General features: G+C 71.8%; 21 protein-coding genes. 10 read left to right on the plus strand and 11 right to left on the minus strand.

All coding sequences use genetic code 11. The features are described from left to right. Positions 1-80 precede the first annotated feature (80 nt). Genes ACZ3II_RS26070 through ACZ3II_RS26090 form a run of 5 tightly spaced genes read left to right on the plus strand, consistent with a single transcriptional unit; the run spans position 81 to position 4443 of the window. Entirely contained in the window at positions 81-1115 is a 1035-nt protein-coding gene (locus tag ACZ3II_RS26070; protein ID WP_465520353.1) for an iron-siderophore ABC transporter substrate-binding protein, read from the plus strand. Beyond that, positions 1115-2158: a FecCD family ABC transporter permease gene (locus ACZ3II_RS26075; protein WP_465520354.1), complete on the plus strand. Its 1044-nt coding sequence runs from the start codon at positions 1115-1117 to the stop codon at positions 2156-2158. The genes ACZ3II_RS26070 and ACZ3II_RS26075 overlap by 1 nt, the downstream gene beginning before the upstream one ends. Then, positions 2155-3192 (plus strand): FecCD family ABC transporter permease, encoded by a 1038-nt coding sequence (locus ACZ3II_RS26080; RefSeq protein ID WP_465520355.1) that lies wholly within the window; start codon positions 2155-2157, stop codon positions 3190-3192. Before ACZ3II_RS26075 ends, ACZ3II_RS26080 begins: the two co-directional genes overlap by 4 nt. Then, entirely contained in the window at positions 3189-4016 is an 828-nt protein-coding gene (locus tag ACZ3II_RS26085; protein WP_465520356.1) for an ABC transporter ATP-binding protein, read from the plus strand. Before ACZ3II_RS26080 ends, ACZ3II_RS26085 begins: the two co-directional genes overlap by 4 nt. Positions 4017-4026: 10 nt before the next feature. Next, on the plus strand, positions 4027-4443 hold the full coding sequence (locus ACZ3II_RS26090) for a cupin domain-containing protein (RefSeq protein WP_465520357.1): 417 nt from the start codon (positions 4027-4029) through the stop codon (positions 4441-4443). 169 nt (positions 4444-4612) lie between these two features. On the opposite strand, the gene ACZ3II_RS26095 is transcribed toward ACZ3II_RS26090, so the two are convergent. From ACZ3II_RS26095 to ACZ3II_RS26105, 3 genes are all read right to left on the minus strand, one after another. Next, the gene (locus ACZ3II_RS26095) at positions 4613-4969 is read right to left on the minus strand and encodes a PRC-barrel domain-containing protein (protein ID WP_465520358.1); all 357 of its coding nucleotides are present in this window, start codon (positions 4967-4969) and stop codon (positions 4613-4615) included. A 263-nt stretch (positions 4970-5232) separates the two neighbouring features. Beyond that, positions 5233-6168: an SDR family NAD(P)-dependent oxidoreductase gene (locus tag ACZ3II_RS26100; protein ID WP_465520359.1), complete on the minus strand. Its 936-nt coding sequence runs from the start codon at positions 6166-6168 to the stop codon at positions 5233-5235. A gap of 865 nt (positions 6169-7033) precedes the next feature. Beyond that, the gene (locus ACZ3II_RS26105; protein WP_465520360.1) at positions 7034-8218 is read right to left on the minus strand and encodes an MFS transporter; all 1185 of its coding nucleotides are present in this window, start codon (positions 8216-8218) and stop codon (positions 7034-7036) included. Positions 8219-8319: 101 nt separating this feature from the next. Here ACZ3II_RS26105 and ACZ3II_RS26110 point away from each other — a divergent pair, with 101 nt between their 5' ends. Continuing rightward, on the plus strand, positions 8320-8760 hold the full coding sequence (locus ACZ3II_RS26110; protein ID WP_465520361.1) for a MarR family winged helix-turn-helix transcriptional regulator: 441 nt from the start codon (positions 8320-8322) through the stop codon (positions 8758-8760). Here the strand turns inward: ACZ3II_RS26110 and ACZ3II_RS26115 are convergent. Together ACZ3II_RS26115 and ACZ3II_RS26120 are read right to left on the minus strand one after the other, a co-directional pair. Then, positions 8722-9396 (minus strand): glycosyltransferase family 2 protein, encoded by a 675-nt coding sequence (locus ACZ3II_RS26115; protein WP_465520362.1) that lies wholly within the window; start codon positions 9394-9396, stop codon positions 8722-8724. The two genes, ACZ3II_RS26110 and ACZ3II_RS26115, sit on opposite strands and share 39 nt — an antisense overlap. Positions 9397-9446: 50 nt before the next feature. After that, positions 9447-10667, minus strand: coding sequence for a L,D-transpeptidase (locus tag ACZ3II_RS26120; protein ID WP_465520363.1), 1221 nt, complete (start codon positions 10665-10667; stop codon positions 9447-9449). Positions 10668-10840: 173 nt separating this feature from the next. On the opposite strand from ACZ3II_RS26120, the gene ACZ3II_RS26125 reads away from it, so the two are divergent. Next, positions 10841-11293 (plus strand): GNAT family N-acetyltransferase, encoded by a 453-nt coding sequence (locus ACZ3II_RS26125; protein WP_465520364.1) that lies wholly within the window; start codon positions 10841-10843, stop codon positions 11291-11293. Positions 11294-11462: 169 nt separating this feature from the next. Here the strand turns inward: ACZ3II_RS26125 and ACZ3II_RS26130 are convergent, their stop codons facing one another. After that, positions 11463-12167 carry an SDR family oxidoreductase gene (locus ACZ3II_RS26130; RefSeq protein ID WP_465520365.1) on the minus strand — a complete coding sequence of 235 codons (705 nt, stop codon included), beginning with the start codon at positions 12165-12167 and terminating at the stop codon, positions 11463-11465. Between the two features lie 104 nt (positions 12168-12271). Between ACZ3II_RS26130 and ACZ3II_RS26135 the strand changes: the two genes are divergently transcribed. The 3 genes from ACZ3II_RS26135 (at position 12272) to ACZ3II_RS26145 (ending at position 14676) form a co-directional block, all read left to right on the plus strand. Further along, positions 12272-13114 carry a helix-turn-helix transcriptional regulator gene (locus ACZ3II_RS26135; RefSeq protein WP_465520366.1) on the plus strand — a complete coding sequence of 281 codons (843 nt, stop codon included), beginning with the start codon at positions 12272-12274 and terminating at the stop codon, positions 13112-13114. A 253-nt stretch (positions 13115-13367) separates the two neighbouring features. After that, complete coding sequence (locus ACZ3II_RS26140; protein ID WP_465520367.1) at positions 13368-13811, plus strand: tyrosinase family oxidase copper chaperone; 444 nt, start codon at positions 13368-13370, stop codon at positions 13809-13811. Positions 13812-13842: 31 nt separating this feature from the next. Further along, positions 13843-14676, plus strand: coding sequence for a tyrosinase family protein (locus ACZ3II_RS26145; RefSeq protein WP_465520368.1), 834 nt, complete (start codon positions 13843-13845; stop codon positions 14674-14676). Here ACZ3II_RS26145 and secD read toward each other — a convergent pair whose 3' ends face one another. The 5 genes from secD to ACZ3II_RS26170 all read right to left on the minus strand — a co-directional run bounded on the left by secD (position 14677) and on the right by ACZ3II_RS26170 (position 20290). After that, positions 14677-16896 (minus strand): protein translocase subunit SecD, encoded by a 2220-nt coding sequence (gene secD, locus ACZ3II_RS26150; protein ID WP_465520369.1) that lies wholly within the window; start codon positions 16894-16896, stop codon positions 14677-14679. 104 nt (positions 16897-17000) lie between these two features. Then, on the minus strand, positions 17001-17366 hold the full coding sequence (locus ACZ3II_RS26155) for a hypothetical protein (RefSeq protein WP_465520370.1): 366 nt from the start codon (positions 17364-17366) through the stop codon (positions 17001-17003). A gap of 78 nt (positions 17367-17444) precedes the next feature. Further along, on the minus strand, positions 17445-18266 hold the full coding sequence (locus ACZ3II_RS26160; protein WP_465520371.1) for a siderophore-interacting protein: 822 nt from the start codon (positions 18264-18266) through the stop codon (positions 17445-17447). 24 nt (positions 18267-18290) lie between these two features. Then, on the minus strand, positions 18291-19289 hold the full coding sequence (locus ACZ3II_RS26165; protein ID WP_465520372.1) for a FecCD family ABC transporter permease: 999 nt from the start codon (positions 19287-19289) through the stop codon (positions 18291-18293). Continuing rightward, entirely contained in the window at positions 19286-20290 is a 1005-nt protein-coding gene (locus ACZ3II_RS26170; protein WP_465520373.1) for a FecCD family ABC transporter permease, read from the minus strand. The genes ACZ3II_RS26165 and ACZ3II_RS26170 overlap by 4 nt, the downstream gene beginning before the upstream one ends. Positions 20291-20299: the final 9 nt, after the last annotated feature.

A 20299-nucleotide genomic window follows, 5' to 3' on the forward strand; every position in this document is an offset into this window, starting at 1 on the left:
GCGGGGGCGATCATGACTCCACTCCGTCACAGTGTTAGCTTAGGCAAGCCTTACTTGTGACGAAGTGGAGTTCCCCCGCCATGCGTGCATCCCGATTCCTCGCCGGAATCGTCGCCCTCACCACCGCCCTGGCCCTCGGCGCCTGCGGTGAGTCCTCCGATGAGGCGGCCACCCCGGCCGCGTCGAGCGCTACCGACGCCTTCCCGGTCACCATCACCCACGCGTTCGGCACCACCACCATCGCGAAGAAGCCGGAGCGGGTCGCCACCGTCAACTGGGCCAACCACGAGGTGCCGCTCGCCCTCGGCATCGTCCCGGTCGGCTACGCCAAGGCCAACTTCGGCGACACCGACGGCGACGGCCTGCTGCCGTGGGACGCCGCGAAGCTCAAGGAGCTCGGCGCCAAGACCCCGGTGCTGTTCGACGAGACCGACGGCATCGACTTCGAGGGCGTCGCCAACACCAAGCCGGACGTCATCCTGGCCGCCTACTCCGGGCTGACCAAGCAGGACTACGACACCCTGAGCAAGATCGCGCCGGTCGTCGCATACCCGAAGACCGCCTGGTCCACCTCGTGGCGCGACAGCATCACGATCGAGAGCAAGGCGCTCGGCCTGTCCGGCGAGGGCGACAAGCTGATCGCCACCATCGAGAAGCAGATGAAGGACGAGGCCGCCCGCTACCCGAAGCTGGCCGGCAAGTCGGTGATGTTCCTGACCCACATCGACCCCACCGACCTGAGCAAGGTCAGCTTCTACACCACGCACGACACCCGCGCCCAGTTCTTCACCGACCTCGGCATGAAGCACCCGGCCAGCATCGAGAAGGCTTCCGCCACGACGAGCGAGTTCAGCCTCACCCAGAGCGCGGAGCAGGTGCAGAACCTCAGCGACGTCGACATCATCGTCACCTACGCCGACGAGAAGGGCACCACCCTCGCGACGCTGCAGAAGGACCCGCTGCTGTCGAAGATCCCGGCGATCGCCCGCGGCTCCTTCGTGTCGCTGCCCGGCAGCACCCCGGTGGCCACCGCCGCCAACCCGACCCCGCTCGCGGTGTCGTTCGTCCTCAAGGACTACGTGGACCTGCTCGGCAAGGCCGCCGACAAGCTCTGATGACAGCACTGGAAACCCCGTCCGGGCCGGACGCCGCCTCACTGCGGCGCCCGGCCCGGGTGCGCCTGGCCTGGCTGCTCGCCGTCCTCGCCGTGCTGGTCCTGGTCATGCTGGCCTCGGTCGCCTTCGGCTCCCGGATGGTCGGCTGGTCCGACATCGTCGCCGGTCTCGGCGGCGCCGACGAGACCCTGGACCGGGCCGCGGTGGTCAAACGCATGCCGCGTACGGTCCTCGCCGCCCTGGTCGGCGCCGCGCTCGCGCTGTCCGGCACGGTCATGCAGGGCGTCACCCGCAACCCGCTCGCCGACCCGGGCATCCTCGGCGTCAACATGGGCGCGATGCTGGCCATCGCGGTCGCCATGGTGACCGTCGGCCTGTCCACCGCCTCCCAGTACATCTGGGTCGCCATCGCCGGCGCTGCCGTGTCCACCCTGTTCGTCTACGGTGTCGGCTCGCTCGGCCGGGGCGGCGCCACCCCACTCAAGATCGCGCTGGCCGGCGCGGCCACGTCGGCCGCACTCGCCTCGCTGGTGGTCGCCGTGGTGCTGCCGCGCGGCGACATCGCCGAGAACTTCCAGTCCTGGCAGGTCGGCGGCGTCGGCGGAGCCGGCTGGGAGAGCATCGTCCAGGTGCTGCCGTTCCTGGCCGGCGGCCTGGCCGTCTGCCTGCTCTGCGCCCGCGCGCTGAACTCCCTGGCCCTCGGTGACGAACTCGCCGCCGGGCTCGGCGAACGGGTCGCCCTGGTCCGGGGCGTCGCCGCGCTCGGCGCCGTGGTGCTGTGCGGCGCGGCCACCGCCGTCGCCGGGCCGATCGCGTTCGTCGGCCTGATCGTCCCGCACATGTGCCGGCTGCTGGTCGGCCTCGACCACCGGTGGCTGCTGCCGTTCGTCACCCTCGCCGGGGCCGCGCTGCTCACCGCCGCCGACGTCATCGGCCGGGTCGTCGACCGGCCCGACGAGATCGAGGCCGGCATCATCACCGCCCTGATCGGCGCGCCCTTCTTCATCTCCATCGTCCGCCGGCAGAAAGTACGCGAGCTGTGAGCACCACGACGACTCTCGAAGCCGTCACCCGCGGCCGGATCCGGCGGGGCCGGCGGCGGCAGGCGGTGCTGGCCGCGCTGACCGTCGGCGCCGCCGCCATGTTCGCGGTGTCGCTGATGGTGGGGCAGACCTTCTACCCGCCCGCCGACGTGCTCGCGGTGATCCTCGGCGAGACCGTGCCCGGCGCCTCCTTCACCGTCGGCGAACTGCGGCTGCCCCGGGCCGTCCTCGCCCTGGCCACCGGACTGTGCTTCGGGATGGGCGGCGTCACCTTCCAGGCGATGCTGCGCAACCCCCTGGCCAGCCCGGACATCATCGGGATCAGCTCGGCCGCCGGCGCCGCCGCCGCGTTCGGCATCATCGTGCTGAACCTCGGCGAGACCGGCGTGTCGGTGTTCGCGATCGCCGCCGCGCTCGGTGTCGCCGTCGTCATCTACCTGCTGTCGTTCAAGGACGGGGTGGCCGGCACCCGGCTCGTGCTGATCGGCATCGGCATCGCGGCGATGCTCCACAGCGCCACCTCGTACGTGCTCAACCAGGCCGGCCAGTGGGACCTGCAGGCGGCCACCCGCTGGCTCAACGGCAGCCTCAACGGCTCCACCTGGAACGAGACCGTGCCGGTGCTGCTCGCCCTGGCCGTGTTCGGGCCGGTGCTGCTCGCGCAGGCCCGGAACCTGACCATGCTCGGGCTCGGCGACGACACCGCGGCCGCCCTCGGGACCAGGCTGGAACGTACCCGCCTCATCTCGATCGTCGCCGCCGTCGGCCTGATCGCGTTCGCCACCTCCGCCACCGGCCCCATCGCGTTCGTGGCGTTCCTCGCCGGGCCCATCGCCGCCCGCCTCACCGGCCCCGGCGGCTCCCCGCTCCTCCCGTCCGCGCTCGTCGGCGCCCTGCTCGTGCTCGTCGCCGACTTCCTCGGCCAGTTCGCCTTCGACACCCGCTTCCCGGTCGGGGTCATCACCGGGGTGCTCGGCGCCCCGTACCTCATCTTCTTGCTCGTCCGCACCAACCGCGCGGGAGGCTCCCTGTGACCAGCGACCACACGCTGACCGTCGAGAAACTGACCGTCGGGTACGCCGACCGCGTCGTCATCGACACCCTCGACCTGCTCGTCCCGCCCGGCCGGATCACCGCCATCGTCGGCGCCAACGCCTGCGGCAAATCCACCCTCCTGCGGTCCATGTCACGGCTGCTCGCGCCGCGCGCCGGGCACGTCCTGCTGGACGGCAGGGAGGTCCACCGGATGCCCGCCAAGGAACTCGCCCGCACCCTCGGACTGCTCCCCCAGTCCCCCATCGCGCCCGAAGGCATCACCGTCGCCGACCTGGTCGGCCGCGGCCGCAACCCGCACCAGCGGCTGCTGTCCCGGTGGAGCAAGGACGACGACCGGGCCGTCGCCGCCGCCCTCGACGCCACCCACACCGCCGACCTCGCCGACCGGTCCGTCGACGAACTCTCCGGCGGCCAGCGGCAGCGGGTGTGGATCGCGATGGCGCTCGCCCAGCAGACCGAGGTGCTGCTGCTCGACGAGCCGACCACGTTCCTCGACGTCAGCCACCAGGTCGAGGTCCTGGACCTGCTCACCGACCTCAACACGGCCCGCGGCACCACCATCGTGATGGTGCTGCACGACCTGAACATGGCGGCCCGCTACGCGGACCACCTGATCGCCCTGGCCGGGGGGAGCCTGCACGCGGCGGGTGAGCCCGCCGAGGTGCTGACCGAGGATTGTGTACGGGCGGTGTTCGGCCTGGACAGCCAGGTGATCACCGATCCCGTCTCCGGGAAACCGCTGATGCTGCCGATCGGGCGCCACCACGTCAATCAGGCCCGCGCACAGGGGTACGCGTCGTAGTTTGGGACTCATGACCACATCCGACCGGTGCGTCGTCGTCGCTTCGACGGCCGGCAGCTACGAGGGCAAGCAGGGGCACACGTTCCTCGCCGGCATCTCCCGGGCGACCGCCGGATCGACGCAGCTGTGCCTCCATGTGATGGAGCTGCCGCCGGCCACCGCCGCGAAACCGCACCTGCACGCGGGGCACGAGTCGGCGGCGTTCATCGTCAGCGGGGAGGTCGACGTGCACCACGGGCCGGGCCTGATCCACCTGGACCGGGCGGGGCCGGGCGACTTCGTGTTCATTCCGGCCGGGGTGCCGCACGTGCCGGTGAACCGCAGCCCGGACACTCCGGCGATCATCGTGCTGGCCCGCACCGACCCGAACGAGCAGGAGAGCGTCGAACTGCTCGATATCGAGATCCCGTCACCGGCCCGAACCTGATCGTCCGTCCGTCATCTGGTTGGCCCGGGCCGCCCCATGCGAACCCATCCCGGTTCGGATCCCGGCCCATCCCGGATCGTCCCGGCCTGGCGGATCCACCCGGCCCGCCTCGGAACGGATCCAGGCCGGGATCAACTCCGGACCAAGTTCGGATCCGAAACGGCGGTTGTCAGCGGCGGGCCAGGCGGCGGGCGCCGGTGAGGCCCGGCTGGTACGGCAGGCCGTAATGTGCGAAGACAGCCGGTTCGGCGGCCGCCTCCAGCTCGCCGTCGAGATCGATGCTCGGAGCGGCGCCGACCAGCTTCTTCTCGTAGCGGACCCGAACCGCCTTCGGCGTGACCGTCGCACCGAGCAGCGGAACGAAGACGAGCCGGTGCCGTCCGATGATGCCGACCCGTACCGTCGCGAAGGCCGGTTCGTCGTTCGCGGTGTCGACGTAGACAGCCTCCAGGTCGCCGATCTTGTCGCCGTCGGGGTCGATGACGTTCTCGCCGCGCCAGTCGCGCAGGTTCTCCGCTGGGAACATGCGATCCGTTTGCCCAGCACACCCCACCGGAAAACCGGTCACCACGACTCGAACCCCGGCACTCTTGCGAACACGACGCCTCACGCCAGCCGACCACCGGGATACGGCGCCCAGTCCTCTCGGCGGGGAGCCGTGGTCACCGGGAAACGACGCCCGCTCTCCATGGCCGGGAGCCGTCATCACCGGGAAACGGTCATCGACCCCCACACCCGGGAGCCGAGCCACCGGGAAACGACGTTCCACCCACGGCCAGGAGCTGAGGTTCAGCGGGAAACGGTTCCCAGCCGGTTACCGAGGCGGCGGCGCAACTGGCCGCGGCGGTAACCGCCGCTCACCGCGCCGGACGACGGTGGGGTGAACAGTGAGCCGGAGCCGGAGTCGTCCGGCTCGGGGCCGGTCACCAGGGCCATGCTCCACCAGGCGACCGCGGCCTCGGTGGCGCGCGGTGCGATCCGTTCCGCGATCAGCGCCAGGTGGGACACCACTCCGGCGGTGGCCTGCCGGCGCGGACGCCGGGCGGAACGCAGGATCGTCGCGGCGACCCGCTCCGGGGCGTACGCGGGCGGAATGGCCCGCAGGCGACGACCGGTGTGGTTGGCGGCCCGCTGGAAGAACGGGGTGTCGATCGGCCCCGGCAGGACCAGGCCGACCCGGATCCGCGGGTTCCCGGCGACCGTCTGCCGCAGGTTCAGCGCCAGGCCGCGGATCGCGAACTTGGACATCGAGTAAAGCGGGACGAGCGGGTTCGGAAACAGTGAGAGCAGTGATCCGACCAGCACCAGAGTGCCGTGGCCCTGCTCCCGGAACCGGGCCAGCGCGGCCCGGGAACACAGCACGACACCGAACACATTGGTGTCGATCAGGCGGCGGATCTCCTCCACCGACTCCGAGCCGAGCTGCCCGGCGATACCGACGGCGGCCGCCTCGACCCAGACGTCGATCCGGCCGAACCGTTCGACCGCGGCCGCAGCCAGGCGGTCGACGGCTGCCGGGTCGCCGATGTCGGTGGGTACGACGAGAGCCTCCGCTCCGCGAGCCCGGCACTCCCGCGCCACCTCGGCGAGCGCGTCGGCGCTCCGGGCGGCGAGGATGAGGTACGCGCCCTCAGCGGCGAAAGCGAGCGCGGTGGCCCGGCCGACCCCACTCGACGCGCCGGTGACCAGCACCACCGCGTTCCGGAACGTTTTCCGCTTGCTCATGAGACCCCCGTAGGCGCGCCGACCAGAGACCGAACACCTACCCCCGAACGCGGCGCTCACTCACAGACCACCATTTCCCACCCGCCAATGATTCTCGACGCCGGCATCGACACTGGCGGTGGCGTCGATATCGCGATATCGGCGTCAACGTCGGGCATGAGCGCTATCACTAGTGGCACTGGCCCGGGTGGCACTGGCCCTGGCGGCACCCGCCCGGGTGGCACTGGCACTAGCGCTCTCACTGGCACTCGCACTGGCACGGGTGCTGGTTCGGTATCGGCGTTGGCGATCCACAGAAGTCGGCGGCCTCACCGATTCTGCGTGATCAGAAATCTCCGTGTCGACCTTGTGCGGGGTTGCGCCACTCGCGAGTTCTCGGTCCTGCTGAGGTCCGGCTAGTGAGGTTGCTGATCGGTGACGCGATCAGGACCACGGCACTCAGTGCGCGGACGCCGGGACGGACTCTGCACCCAATCTTGTCGATCTGGCACCGGAACCGGGCGAACAAGATCGCAAATACGGCCAAACTTGTGTACTCGACTCCGGAGTTCCGGCACCCTCAGCCCAAGATCGCGAGCCTTATCAATCTTGAGCAGAGGATGCCGGTTCGGATGGCCCAAGATCGCGGTGGGCGCTCAAGACCGCCTGCCCCCGTTTGAGGGCATTCACCGGCACAAGATCGACACCCGTGCGCCACCTGCCGCGGATGCGAACGTGAGCGACGAGGCGAACACTCCGCGACACCGCAGGCGGACCGAACCCACCGCGGCTGACGAGCGTCCGGCGGGAACGGGGGTGACCGCGCGGCAGAAGGCCGACGAACATTGAGCCGGAACAAGGATGACCGCTCGGTGGACGGAAACGATCAGGCCGCGTGGGAGACGTGCCGGGCGGGACGGTGGAATTCGCCGCCGGGGAGCCGGGTGGCGACAGCAAGGACGAGCAGGCCCAGCAGCGTGATCACGGCGCCGGCCCAGATCGGCGCGGTATAGCCGAACCCCGCCGTCAGGGTCAGACCGCCCGCCCACGCGCCGAAGGCGTTGCCGACGTTGAAGGCTGCGATGTTCGCGCCGGAACCCAGCGTGGGCGCCGCCGAGGCGTGGGCGAGGATGCGCATCTGCAGTCCGGGTACGGTGGCGAACCCGAAACCGCCCATCAGGATCAGGCCGGCGACGGTGGCGATCTGGTTGCCTGCCGTGAGCGCGAAGGCGGCCAGGACGACGGTGAGGGCGGCGAGGAGGGCGAGGAGCGTACGCCCGAGGTCCTTGTCGGCGGCGCGACCGCCGGCGATGTTGCCGGCGAACAGGCCGGCGCCGAAAAGGATCAGCAGCCACGGGACGGTGGCGGAGGAGAAGCCGCTGACTTCGGTGAGCGTGTAGGCGATGTAGGTGAACGCGCCGAACATGCCGCCGAAGCCGAGGACGGTGACGGCCATCGACAGCCACACCTGGCGGCTGGTGAAGACCCGGAACTCGCCGAGCAGGCCGCCGGCGGCCGGTGTGGCGGGGGTGGGCCGGGTGAGGACCGCGAGGCCGGCGAACGCGATCACGCCGACGACGGCGATGGCCCAGAAGGTGGCGCGCCATCCGGCGGCCTGGCCGAGGAAGGTGCCGAGGGGTACGCCGAGAACGTTCGCGACGGTCAGGCCGGTGAACATGATGGAGATCGCGGCGGCCTTGCGGTTCTCGGGGACGAGGCCGGTGGCGACGACTGATCCGATGCCGAAGAACGCGCCGTGGCACAGGGCGGCGAGGATGCGGCCGAGGAGCATCAGCTCGTAGCTGGGCGCGACGGCCGACAGCAGGTTTCCGGCGATGAACAGGATCATCAGGCCGAGCAGGGCCTTCTTGCGGTCGAGGCGGCCGAGGGCGGCGGTGAGGGCGATGGCGCCGACGGCGACGGCGAGCGCGTACCCGGAGATGAGGTGGCCGGCGACCGCCTCGGTGACCTGGAAGTCGGCGGCGACCTCGGGGAGCAGACCGGCGATGACGAACTCGGTGAGCCCGATGCCGAACCCGCCGAGGGCGAGCGCGTACAGCGCGAGAGGCATGATCTGGAACCTTCCCGTACGCGGATATGCCGCGTGTGCAACAACATGGCGATAGTTGCACGCGCGCTATATCGGCGCAAGGAGGTGTATCGTGAGCCACCATGGGGATCGCCGACGACGCAGTGGAAGTACGGGCCCAGGGCTGGCGCCGCCTCGCCGCGCTGCACGGCCTGATCGAGACCGGGCTGGAGCGCCGCCTTCAGACCGATCACCAGCTGTCCGTGGTCGAGTTCACCGTCCTGGACGCGCTCAGCCGGCAGGACGGCTGGCACATGCGGATGCGGCAGCTGGCCCGCGCCGCCGCCCTCTCCAGCAGCGCCACCACCCGCCTGGTCACCCGGCTGGAGGACCGCGGCCTGCTCACCCGGATCCTGTGCGCTGACGACCGGCGCGGCATCTACACCGAGCTGACGCCGGCCGGGCAGCGGCTCCTGGAGCAGGCCCGGCCGGCGCACGACGAGGTGCTCGCCGGGTCCCTCGACGAGGCGGCGAAAGCACCGGAGCTAGCGGGTCTCGTCCGCTTTCTGCAGTCCGAGTCGTGACCCCAGCAGGGTGCCCCAGACGGCGGCCGAGTCGCTGAGGGAGCCGAAGTGCGATCCCCCGCCCAGGTAGCGGGTCGGGACGGTGACCTGGTCGATCGGCACGTTCCGGGCGGCCGCGCCGACGAGCATCTGCATCTCGTAGTCGAAGCCCTCGCCGGGGAGCGTGCCGAGCCAGCCGAGCAGATCCGCCGGCAGGCCGCGCAGCCCGGTCTGGGTGTCCGGCACGTCGCGGCCGGTCGTCGCCCGGAACAGCCAGCCGGTCAACGTGTTGCCGAAGCGGCTGCGGGGCGGCATCTCGTCGAGGTCGCGGACGCCCAGGACCAGACGGCCGGGGGTGAGGTGGCCGGCCACCCGGCGGATGTCGGCGGCGGTGTGCTGGCCGTCGGCGTCGGCGCACACCACATCGGAGCCGGGGCGCTGCTCACGAACGTACGCCAAACCGGTCTTCAGAGCCGCGCCCTTGCCCCGGTTGACCGGATGCGTGAGGACGGTGCAGCCGATCGCCGGCATCGCACCGGGTCCGCTGCCGTCGTCGACGACCACGATGTCGGTGGCGGGCGTGCCGTCGGCGACCAGGTCCGTGACGAGTTCGGCGAGGGCGGGACCGGGCCGGAACACGGGCAACAGGACGATCATGGGCGGGGGTCTCCTTGGCTGCGGGCTACCGGGACCCCCTCTCTACCCAATCAGTCGCGTCCGTATTTGTCGAAGGGCACGGTCCAGTCGCCGAGACCGTTCCAGATCGGCAGTTTGCGGGGGCTGTTCACCACGTCGACGATGTCGCCGAGGATGAAGTTCTCGTACACCCATTCGGCGTCGGCGGTGCTCAGGTTGATGCAGCCGTGCGACCGGTTCTGCCGGCCCAGCGCCGGGTTCCACGGGGCGGCGTGCAGGAACTCGCCGGAGTACGAGATGCGGGTGCAGAACTCGACGTTCTCCGACACGTAGTAGTTCGGGTCGTTCGGGTCGGAGACGCCGTAACTGGCCGAGTTCATCGTGTGCTTGCGCTTCTTCTCCAGCACGATGTGCGGGCCGCCGGCGGTCCAGTAGTTGATGTAGTCGCCGTTCGGTGCGGTGGTGCCGCCGCCCTTGCCGAGGCTGCTCTTCATGGTGCGGACCAGCTTGCCGTTGATGTAGACCTTCGTCATGTGGGTCCGGTTGTCGGCGACCGCGATCAGCTGGCGGCCGATCTCGAAGTTCGTGGACGCGTTCTTCGACCCGTACACGTTCTTGCCCAGCTTCACGCCGAACACGTTGACGCTGACCTTGACCGACGTGCCGGCCGCCCAGTATTTCGCGGGCCGCCAGTGCACGGTCCGGTCGTCCTTCCAGTAGAACTTGCCGGCCACCTTCGGCAGCGTCGTGATCTCGATGGCCTTCTCGGCGGCGGCCTTGTCGACGGCCCGGCTGAACGCGACGATCACCGGCTGGCCGGCGCCGTACGTCTTCCCGGCCTTGAGCGACGCCAGCCCGTTGGCCTGGAACGCCACCTTCGCGGTGGTGCCCGGCTTCAGCGTGGTGAAGCTGCTGGTCTTCGTGGTCGCCGCGCCCGAGCTGTCCGCCGCGACGACGCTGACCTGGTACTTCTTGTTGTAGTCGAGGTCGGCGGTGGACCGCCACGTGCCGTCCGGCTGCATCTCGCCGGCGATCTTCGTGGCGCCGTTGGTGACGGTGACCGACGTGAGCGTGCCGGACTCGGCGGCGACGACGATCGGTTTCACCGGGGACCAGCCGGTGGCGTTCGCCGCGGGCGTCACGCTCAGCTTGACCGGCACGATCACCTGCGCGGCCTCGGTGACCGGCTCGACCCAGGCGGTCTCCTCGGTCTTCCCCTTGCCGGTGGACGTGCACCCGGCAGTCGCGGCGGCCACGCCGAGCGCGCCGATGATCACTCTACGTCGCCTCATCATGACCCTCATCCATGGCCGCGCCTGATCACTCCTGCAAAGGCGTCATAGTGACAGATGAAAATCCGGTCCGGTATCCCCCGCCGGTACGGCATCGGCGACAGGATTCCCGGCCATCGGTACCGGCCGGCCCGCCCCGTCCCGCCGTTCCGCGGCCCGGGCAGGATGCCGGCATGACCGACCTGATCACGGTGCGCCGCGCCGGAACCGCCGATCTGCCCGAGGCCGCCGCCCTGTTCGCCGGGTACCTCGACTTCTACCAGCGGCCCGCCCCGGCCGAGCGGGTCCTGGCGTTCCTGCGGGAGCGGCACGAACGCGGCGAGGCGGTGCTGCTGCTGGCCCGTACGCCCGACGGCACGCCGGCCGGTTTCGTCAACGTCTACCCGACCTTCTCGTCGCTGTCGATGGCGCCGGTGTGGACGCTCAACGACCTGTTCGTCGCACCGGTGGCCCGGCGGACCGGTGCGGGCCGGGCGCTGGTGCGGGCGTGCGCGGACGAGGCGCGGGCGGCGGGCGCGGTCGGCGTCCAGTTGCAGACCGCGCCGGACAACCACGCCGCGCAGGCCCTCTACCGCGCCGAGGGATTCGCGCCGGACACGTTCGCCGCCTACTACTTGACCCTCTGATCCGGTACGGGCCACGCAGCGTCCCGTGACTCGCGGCGGCCACGGCAGGCGTCGCCTCCCGGCCGCCCCGCGGGTGCGGGTCATGCATGCGCGTTGCGGTCACCCCTCGGCGTGTGGAGTTCGGGCGCGCATGACGGCCGAACTCCACACACCGGATGGCAGCTCGGGGTCACCAGGTGACGGGGCCGTGGCGGTCGAAGAAGCCGCCGGTCGGGCCGTCGGGGCCGATGGTCGCCATGGCCACCAGGATCTCGGCGCCCTCGGCGACGGTCTGCGGGCCGGAGTGGCCGTTGAGGTCGGTGGCGGTGTAACCCGGGTCGACCGCGTTGAAGCGGATCCCCGGGAACGCCTTGGCGTACTGGGCGGTCACCATGACCAGGGCGGTCTTGGACGAGGTGTAGTCCAGGGCCACGATCCGGGACTCGGCCCGCTCCGGGTCGGCGCACAGCGCCAGTGACCCGAGGCCGCTGCTGACGTTGACCACCACCGGCGCGGCGCCGGCTCGCAGCAGCGGCAGGAAGGCGTTGGTGACCCGGACCGGCCCGAACAGGTTGGTGTCGAACGTCGCGGCCATCTCGGCGCCGGTGACCTCGGCGACCCGTTCGCCGAGTTTGCCGCCGCCGACGATGCCGGCGTTGTTGACGAGGACGTCGAGGCCGCCGCTGTCGGCCCGGACGTGCTCGGCGGCGGCCTTGACCGATTCGTCGTCGGTCACGTCGAGCCGTACGAACCGGGCGCCGAGCCGGTCGGCGGCGGCGCGGCCCCGTTCGGTGTCCCGGGCGGCGGCGTAGACGGTGTGCCCGGCGGCGACGAGCCGGCGGGCGGTCTCGTACCCGAGACCCTTGTTGGCTCCGGTGATCAGGGTGACCGTCATGCCGTCGATCGTCGGCCCGGCGGCGGAACGCAGACAGAGCCCGGATCAGCCGGTGGACTGCCAGTACCAGGCTGTCGCCGGGGGCCGCGACGATACTGGAGCCCATGAGTGGATCCCCGGAACTCGGCAGGGCCCTGCGCGGCTGGCGTGACCGCATGACGCCGCAGGCGGCGGGCCTGCCCGCGACCGGGGTACGCCGGGCGGCCGGGTTGCGGCGGGAGGAGCTGGCGCAGCTGGCCGGGCTGTCGGTGGACTACGTGGTCCGGCTGGAGCAGGGCCGGGCCGTCTCGCCGTCGGCGCAGGTGCTGTCCGCGCTGGCCCGGGCGCTGCGGCTGTCCGGCGCCGAGCGGGACCACCTGTTCGTCCTGGCCGGGCAGGCCGCGCCCGGCCCGGGTCGGATCTCGGCGCACCTTCCGCCGGGTGTCCGCCGGCTGCTCGATCAGCTGGACGGGGCCGCGCTGTCGGTCAGCGACGCCTCGTGGCAGATCATCGAGTGGAACGCCCTCGCCATGGCGCTGATCGGGGATGTCTCGGCGTTGCGCGGGCGGGAACGCAATGTCGCCTGGCGGGAGTTCACCGGCATGCCGAGCCGGATCCACTGCACCCCTGAACAGAACGTTCTGTTCCGGACCGCCCTGGTCACCGATCTGCGCGAGGCGGCGGCCCGCTACCCGGCCGACGCGGAGCTGCGGAGCCTGGTGACGGACCTGCGCGCGGCCAGTTCCGACTTCGCCCGGCTCTGGGACAGCGGGGTGGTGGCCGTGCACGCGTCGGGCAGCAAGACGGTGCGGCATCCGGAGGTGGGCACGTTCGCCGTCGACTGTGACTTGCTGACCGCCCCGGGCAGCGATGTACGGATCGTCGCGTACACGGCGGCGCCCGGCAGTGACGCCGCCGAGCGCCTGAAGCTGCTGCAGGTGATCGGCACCCAGATCCTGTCCGTGTGACCGGTTGCACACAGCGTCCGTTCTGCCGTTTTCGCCCCGCCGGAGAGCGCTGAATGAATACCGTCCGGTAAACGATCGTTAAAGCATTGCGAATAGCGATCGAACCCCTTCTATCGATCACTCTCCGTGCGTGCGTCACTCCGGTAGGTTCTGCCGTGCCGGCCGTTTCCGGGAGATCCCCGGAACCCGGCGGACTGCGATTGTCCGGCCATTTCACGCTGCCCGGAAATCGCATCGGAAAAGGGGGAACCACATGCCCGAGATCAGTCGCCGGGACGCGCTCCGATACGGGGCCGCCACCGTCGCCGTCGCCACCGCGGCAGGCGGCGCCCAGGCCCTCTCCGGGGCCGGATCGCCGGCCGGCGCGACACCCGCGCAACCGGATCCACGCGACTTCGCGACGACGTACCGCGGCAGGAGGATCACCGGCGTGCACGCCGGCTCCGGGGACCGGCGCGCGCTGCGGGCCGGCGCCGCGCCCGAGGTGCAGATCGACGGGCGGCGGCTGGCCGTCATGGCGATCGCCCTGCCCGGCGGGACCGGGTACATCAGCGCTCTGAACCACTACGAACCCGTGCTCATCGACGGCGGCGACCACCGGGACGGGCTGCTGCGGCTCGCCCGGCGGGCCGTCGACGTCCTCGGCGACCGCGACCTGACGGCCCTCGCCGGCCTGGCACACGACCACGGGCGCTGACCCCCCTCCCGACGGAAAGGCAGGACACGCCATGGGCGTACGCAAGAACGCACGTGATCTCACCGGCACCGAGAAGGCCGCTTTCGTCGCCGCCGTGAAACGGCTGAAGGCGCAGCCGTCCGGCCGCAATTACGACTGGTTCGTCACCACTCACATCAACTATTTCGCCGCGGTCGGCGGTGTCCGTTACGCGCACCAGTCGCCGTCGTTCCTGCCGTGGCACCGGCAGTATCTGACCGAGTTCGAGAAGGCCCTCCAGGTCCTCGACCCGTCGGTGTCGCTGCCGTACTGGGACTGGACCGGGGACCGGACGGCCACCGGCGCCCCGTTCACCGCCGACTTCATGGGCGGCACCGGCGCCGGCGGCAACGGGCCGGTCACCACCGGCCCGTTCGCGGGCGCCACCAACTGGCGGATCACCGTGAGCGCCTCCAGCGCGACGTCACTGCGCCGGGCGCTCGGCTCCGGTGGCGCGACGCTGCCCACCGGCAGCCAGGTGAACCGGGTGCTGAACGTCGCCACGTACGACGCCGCGCCGTGGAGCAGCGCCTCGGCCACCGGCATGCGCAACATGATGGAGGGCTGGAACCGGCAGGGCGCGAACCTGCACAACGCGGTACACGTGTGGGTCGGCGGTCACATGGCCCAGCAGGACTCCCCCAACGATCCGGTGTTCTGGCTGCACCACTGCAACATCGACCGGCTGTGGTCGCAGTGGCAGACCCGGTGGGGCTTCGACTCCGGGCACTACGTTCCGGCGGCCGGGACCGCGGGCGTCGTCGACCTGGGCGAGGAGATGCAGCCGTGGGGCGGCGTCACCCCGGCGGCCGTGCTCGACCACCGGGGCGCGTACACGTACGCCTGATCAGACCGGGACCGGGTCCCGCCGGGCCGGCGTCCGGCGGGACTCGAACAGGACGGCGAGCGGGTTGGCGACGAACACCGACGAGTACGTGCCGACGATGATGCCGACCAGCAGGGCGACCGCGAAGTCGACCAGCGAGTCCCCGCCCAGAACCGCGAGGGCGGTCAGGATGAAGATCGCGCCGAGGCCGGTGTTGACGGTCCGTGGCACGGTCTGCAGGGCGCCGGTGTTGGCCAGCCGGGCGAACGGGGTGCGTTTCCCGCGGTCGGCCTTGACCAGCTCACGGATCCGGTCGAAGGTGACGACCGAGTCGTTGACCGAGTACCCGATGACGGTCAGCAGCGCGGCCAGGAACACCCCGTCGACCGGCCGGCCCAGCCACGCGAACACGCCGACCAGGATCAGCACGTCGTGGAACATCGCCAGCACCGCGGCGGCGCCCCACTGCCAGCGGAACCGGACGGCCAGGTAGGCGAGCTGCACCGCCAGGGCCACGGCGAGGGCGATCAGGGCGTTGCGGCGCAGTTCGGCGCCGAGCGTCGGGCCGATCTTCTCGTCGCGCAGCCGCTGGATGTCGCCGCCGCCGGCGGTGGACAGCGCCGACCGTACCTGCGCCTCGGTGTCCTCGCCGAAGTTGCCGGCCCGGACGCTGATGTTGCCGTCGCCGGAGGTGGTGACCACGGCCCGGTCCAGGCCGGCGGAGGTCACCGCGGCGCGGGCGTCGTCGGCGGTCAGCGGTGCGGTGGCGGCGTACTCGACGAGGCGTCCGCCGGTGAACTCGACGCCCAGGTTCAGGCCGCGGATCCCGATGCCGGCGAGCGCGAGCACCACGGACACCACCGCGACACCCAGCCACATCCGGCGGCGGCCCATGATGTCCGGGTTGCGGCGTTCGAGGGTACGGCGTACCCAGCCCACGCCGGCCAGTCCGCTCCACGCCGGGCGGTGGGTCAGCCAGCGCGCGTTCACCAGCGGCGACGCCACCACCCGGGTCAGCACCAGGGCGGTGAACATCGACGCCAGCACACCGATCGACAGGGTCACGCCGAACCCGCGGACCGGGCCGGACGCGAGGAAGAACAGCAGGCCCGCCGCGAGCAGGGTGGTGATGTTGGAGTCGGCGATCGCGGACCAGGCGTTGGCGAAGCCGGAGCGGAGGGCGGTACGCAGGCTGCGGCGGGGGCCGCCGGCGGCGTACTCCTCCCGGGCTCTCTCGAAGATCAGCACGTTGGCGTCCAGGGCCATGCCGATCGCTAGCACGAACCCGGCCAGCCCGGGCAGGGTGAGCGTGGCGCCGATGGCGAGCAGGGCGGCGTACGAGATCAGGCCGTAACAGATCAGCGCGAACGCCGCGACGCCGCCGACGATCCGGTAGACGGCGACGATGAACAGGATCGTGGCGAGCACGCCGATCACGGCGGCCTGCGCCGACGCGTCGATGGCCGCCTTGCCGAGGCTGGGGCCGACGGTGCGCTGCTCGACGATGTCGACCGGGACCGGCAGGCCACCGGCCCGGACCAGCAGGGCCAGGTTCTTCGCCTCGTCCTCGGTGAACGTGCCGGTGATCCGGGTCCTGCCGCCGCTCATCCCGGCCTCGCAGGCGATGTCCTCGTTGACCTGCGGCGACGAGATCACCTCACGGTCCAGGACGATCGCCACCCGCCGGGCCGGGTCGCCGGGGCGGGCGCACGCGGCCTCGCCGGTGAGCCGGCGCCACTCCTCGCCGCCGCCGCGGAACTCCAGGTCGACCTGCCAGACACCGAACTGGTCGAGGGTCGCGGAGGCGCCGCTGACCTGCTGGCCGGTGAGCGCCGCCGGTCCCAGGTTCAGCGGTTCGCCGCGCTCGGACGGCAGCGTCAGGTCGGTGGTGGCGGCGCGGACGGGATGGAAGGTGAGCTGGGCGGTACGGCCGATGACCCGGACCGCCTCGGCCGGTTCGGTGACGCCGGGCAGTTCGACGATGATCCGCCGGTCGCCGGAGCGGGCCAGGGTCGGCTCCGCCACGCCGAGCTCGTCGACACGGCGGCGCAGGACTTCGAGGGCTTCGTCGGTGGTGGACGGGGTCGCCTGGGCGAACTCACCGTCCTTGGTCTCCAGGACTATCTGGGTTCCGCCGCGCAGGTCCAGCCCGAGCCGGGGCGGGTGGGTGGCGAGCAGCCACCCCGATACCGCCAGCACGACCAGGGCGAGGACCGCGCGCACGGCGATGGCGCGCGTCATTACAGGTGCTCCTTGCGAGAAAGACCCACGCCGGCGTACGCGGTGAGCACCGCGCCGGCACATTCGCGGCATTCGCGGCGTGGGTGGAGAGGAAGAGGACTCGGCTACGCCAGGCGGCGTGGCGGGGCCCGTCCTCTCATCGCGTGCAGGAACAGTGCCGGTGTCGCGGCGGCGGTGCGCGCGGCGGCGACCGGCCAGCGGACCCGCCGCCGGGGGCCGAACAGGGCGGCGACGATCGCGGCGACGAACAGCAGCAGCGCGCAGGGCGTGGGTTTACCGGTCAGCCGCGCTTCCGGCACGACCGGGGCGGCCTGCGGCACGGCAGCGGCAGCGACAGCGGGTTTGGGCAGCTCACCGGCCGGGGACCAGTCGCCGCGGCCGACGCCGAGCAGCGAGATCCAGGCCGCGCCGAGCATCAGGGCGAGGACGGCGGCATGCCATGCCTGCCGTACCCGCTGCTCGGCCCGCACGCCCGGTCCCCCCTCCGACCGCACCGAGCCTACCTCGCCGCAGCACCCTCCATCGATCCCCGCGAACCGGGGAAACGGTCAGGAGACGAGGGCTCCGCCGAGCTTCCAGTAGCCCAGGAAGGAGACGCGGTCCTTGGCGACGTTCCGGTCACGGGTGAGGTGCTGCCGGATCCGGGTGACCGAACCGGATTCGCCGGCGATCCACACGTACAGGCCGTCGCCCAGCGGGGAAACCTCCCGCACCGCCTGCTCCAGCGCCCGCCCGTGCACTTCTCCCCTGGTCACCACCCGGACCGTGACGCCGTCCCGGGCCACCGCCGACACCAGATCGTCGGCCGGGTCGCCGACCTCGGCGAGCACCCGCGCCCGGACCCCGGGCCCGAGGGCGCCGACGATGTTGCGGATCGCCGGGAACGCCGTCTCGTCGCCGATGATCAGCACGTCGCGGGCGTCGCCGGGGGCCCAGCAGATGCCGTAGCCGGTCCAGCCGTTCCGGGCGTCCGGGCCGGTGATGACCAGTTCGTCGCCGGGCCGGGCGGTCAGCGCCCACGCCGAGGCCGGCCCGGCGGGCTCGTGGATCACGAAGTCGACGTCGATCTCGCCGTCCCCGGCCCGGATCGCCGCCGGGGTGTAGGTGCGGAGCACGTTCCGCTCCCCGCCGGGCAGGGCGCGCCACCGGGCGTACCAGTGGGAGGGGTGTGGGGTCGGCTCGTCCAGCAGCCCGAACTCGGCCAGCCCGCCGTCCGCCATCGGCAGCACCACCTTGATCCGCTGGTCCACGCCCCAGGGCGCGAAGTCGCGCAGCGCCGGTCCGGCCAGGGTGATCCGGACGAATCCGGGGCTGACCCGTTCGGTGCGGGCGACGCGTACGGGGAAGGCGCTGTACTCCCAGGGCCTCATCGGTTCACCTCGTGGTCGTAGGTCTCAGGCACGGCGGCGGATCTCCCGGACGATCATGGTGACGAGGTAGACGCCACCGACCGAGACGGTCACGACGCCGACCGGCAGCGCGATCGGCAGCACGTGCTGCGCGATGACGTCGGAGACGAGCAGCAGCACGCCGCCGGTCAGGGCGGACACGCCGAGCGGCAGATACGGGGTGCGGGCGAGCCGCCGGGCGATCTGCGGCGCGGCGAGGGCGATGAACGCGACCGGCCCGGCCACCGCGGTGGCGATCGAGACGAGGGCGACGGCGACGATCAGAACCGTGCGGCGTACGGCGTCCGTCCGCACCCCCGACGCGGCAGCCGCGTCGTCTCCCAGGTCGAGCTGCCGCAGCGCCGGGCTGACCAGGAACAGCAAGCCGGCCAGCGGCAGCGCGCAGAGCGCCGCGCCCCGGACCGCGTCCGCGCCGACCCCGTTGAGCGAGCCCGCGCCCCACGCCGACGCGAACATCGCCGTCTCCAGTTCCACCTGCAGCAGCAGCCAGGTGTTGACCGACGACAGCAGCGCCGACACCCCGATCCCGACGATGATCAGCCGGAAGCCGGTGACCCCGCCGGTCTGGGCGAGCAGCCAGATCACCGCCGCCGCGACCGCCCCGCCGAGGACCGCCCCGAGGGTCAGCAGCGACCAGCTCGCGGCCCCGGCGACGACGGCGAACAGCATCCCGGCGAACGCGCCGTTGGCGAGCCCGAGCACGTCCGGGCTCGCCAGGGGGTTGCGGGTGACGCTCTGGAACAGGGCGCCCGCGATCGCGAGGACACCCCCGATCAGGACCGCTGCGAGGGTACGGGGTGACCGCCACTGCAGAACGACCGTCCGGTCGAGTTCCCCGCCCTGCCCGAGCAGCGCCCGTACGACCTGTCCCGGGGTGAGCGGGTACGACCCGAGCCCCAGCGACAGCACCGCCACCAGCAGGATCACCGCCAGGAGCGCGGCGCCGGCGAGGAGGCTGCGGCGGCGTGCCGACACGCTGATCACAGGCCCCTCGCTCTCCGGCGGCGGGCCAGGACGATGAGGACGGGCGCGCCGACGAAGGCGGTGACGATCCCGACCGGCATCTCGGCGGGCGCGATCAGCACCCGCCCGATGACGTCGGCGAGCAGGATCACGGTGGGCGCGAGCACGATCGACACGGCCAGGATGACCCGCTGGTCGGCGCCGAACAGCCAGCGGGCGACGTGCGGGACCATCAGCCCGACGAACGAGATCGGGCCGGCGAGCGCGGTCGCCGTACCGCAGAGCAGGGTGACCGCGACGATCACCGCGATCCGGATGCCGCGCACGTTCACGCCCTGTCCACGGGCCACGTCCTCGCCGAGGGCCAGAGAGTTCAGGCCGGGCGCGACCAGCACCGCGACGGCCACCCCGGCGACCAGGAACGGCACGACCGGCAGCAGCACGCCGAAGTCGCGGCCGAGCAGCGAGCCGGCGTTCCAGCCGCGCATGGCGTCGAAGGCGTCCGGGTCGCTGAGGGCCAGGCCGGTGGTGATGCCGGAGAAGACGGCGCCGAGCGCGACCCCGGCGAGGGTGAGCCGGATCGGGTCGGCGGCGCCGCGGCCGGACGACCCGATGACGTAGACGGCGAGGGTGACGAGGAGCGCGCCGAGGAACGCCAGCCACACGAAGCCGGCGATGTCGCGGATGCCGAGGAACGCGACGCCGACGGCGACCGCGAACGCCGCGCCCGCGTTGACGCCGAGGATGCCGGGGTCGGCTAGCGGGTTGCGGGTGAACGCCTGGATCAGCGCGCCGGCGACGCCGAGGGCGACGCCGGCGGCGATCCCGGTGACGGTACGGGGTATCCGCAGGTCGTTGACGACGTACCGGGACTGGGCGTCACCGCCGCCGCGCAGGGTGTCCCAGACGACGTCCGGGGGGAGCGGGTTCGCGCCGACCGCCAGGGACAGCAGCAGCACGACGGCGAGGGCGGCCAGGATGACGGTGATGCCGGCGGCATGACGCCGCCGGCGTGCCGTCATCGGTGGGTC

This window comes from Actinoplanes sp. NPDC019969 (genome assembly GCF_055562375.1).

Coding starts and splice junctions, on each gene's coding strand:
- ACZ3II_RS26100 (WP_465520359.1), bottom strand. CDS start 6,168: ATGAGCAAGCGGAAAACGTTCCGGAACGCGGTGGTGCTGGTCACCGGC.
- ACZ3II_RS26145 (WP_465520368.1), top strand. CDS start 13,843: ATGGGCGTACGCAAGAACGCACGTGATCTCACCGGCACCGAGAAGGCC.
- ACZ3II_RS26130 (WP_465520365.1), bottom strand. CDS start 12,167: ATGACGGTCACCCTGATCACCGGAGCCAACAAGGGTCTCGGGTACGAG.
- ACZ3II_RS26090 (WP_465520357.1), top strand. CDS start 4,027: ATGACCACATCCGACCGGTGCGTCGTCGTCGCTTCGACGGCCGGCAGC.
- ACZ3II_RS26170 (WP_465520373.1), bottom strand. CDS start 20,290: ATGACGGCACGCCGGCGGCGTCATGCCGCCGGCATCACCGTCATCCTG.
- ACZ3II_RS26125 (WP_465520364.1), top strand. CDS start 10,841: ATGACCGACCTGATCACGGTGCGCCGCGCCGGAACCGCCGATCTGCCC.
- ACZ3II_RS26120 (WP_465520363.1), bottom strand. CDS start 10,667: ATGAGGCGACGTAGAGTGATCATCGGCGCGCTCGGCGTGGCCGCCGCG.
- ACZ3II_RS26135 (WP_465520366.1), top strand. CDS start 12,272: ATGAGTGGATCCCCGGAACTCGGCAGGGCCCTGCGCGGCTGGCGTGAC.
- ACZ3II_RS26160 (WP_465520371.1), bottom strand. CDS start 18,266: ATGAGGCCCTGGGAGTACAGCGCCTTCCCCGTACGCGTCGCCCGCACC.
- ACZ3II_RS26095 (WP_465520358.1), bottom strand. CDS start 4,969: ATGTTCCCAGCGGAGAACCTGCGCGACTGGCGCGGCGAGAACGTCATC.
- secD (WP_465520369.1), bottom strand. CDS start 16,896: ATGACGCGCGCCATCGCCGTGCGCGCGGTCCTCGCCCTGGTCGTGCTG.
- ACZ3II_RS26075 (WP_465520354.1), top strand. CDS start 1,115: ATGACAGCACTGGAAACCCCGTCCGGGCCGGACGCCGCCTCACTGCGG.
- ACZ3II_RS26105 (WP_465520360.1), bottom strand. CDS start 8,218: ATGCCTCTCGCGCTGTACGCGCTCGCCCTCGGCGGGTTCGGCATCGGG.
- ACZ3II_RS26070 (WP_465520353.1), top strand. CDS start 81: ATGCGTGCATCCCGATTCCTCGCCGGAATCGTCGCCCTCACCACCGCC.
- ACZ3II_RS26115 (WP_465520362.1), bottom strand. CDS start 9,396: ATGATCGTCCTGTTGCCCGTGTTCCGGCCCGGTCCCGCCCTCGCCGAA.
- ACZ3II_RS26140 (WP_465520367.1), top strand. CDS start 13,368: ATGCCCGAGATCAGTCGCCGGGACGCGCTCCGATACGGGGCCGCCACC.
- ACZ3II_RS26110 (WP_465520361.1), top strand. CDS start 8,320: ATGGGGATCGCCGACGACGCAGTGGAAGTACGGGCCCAGGGCTGGCGC.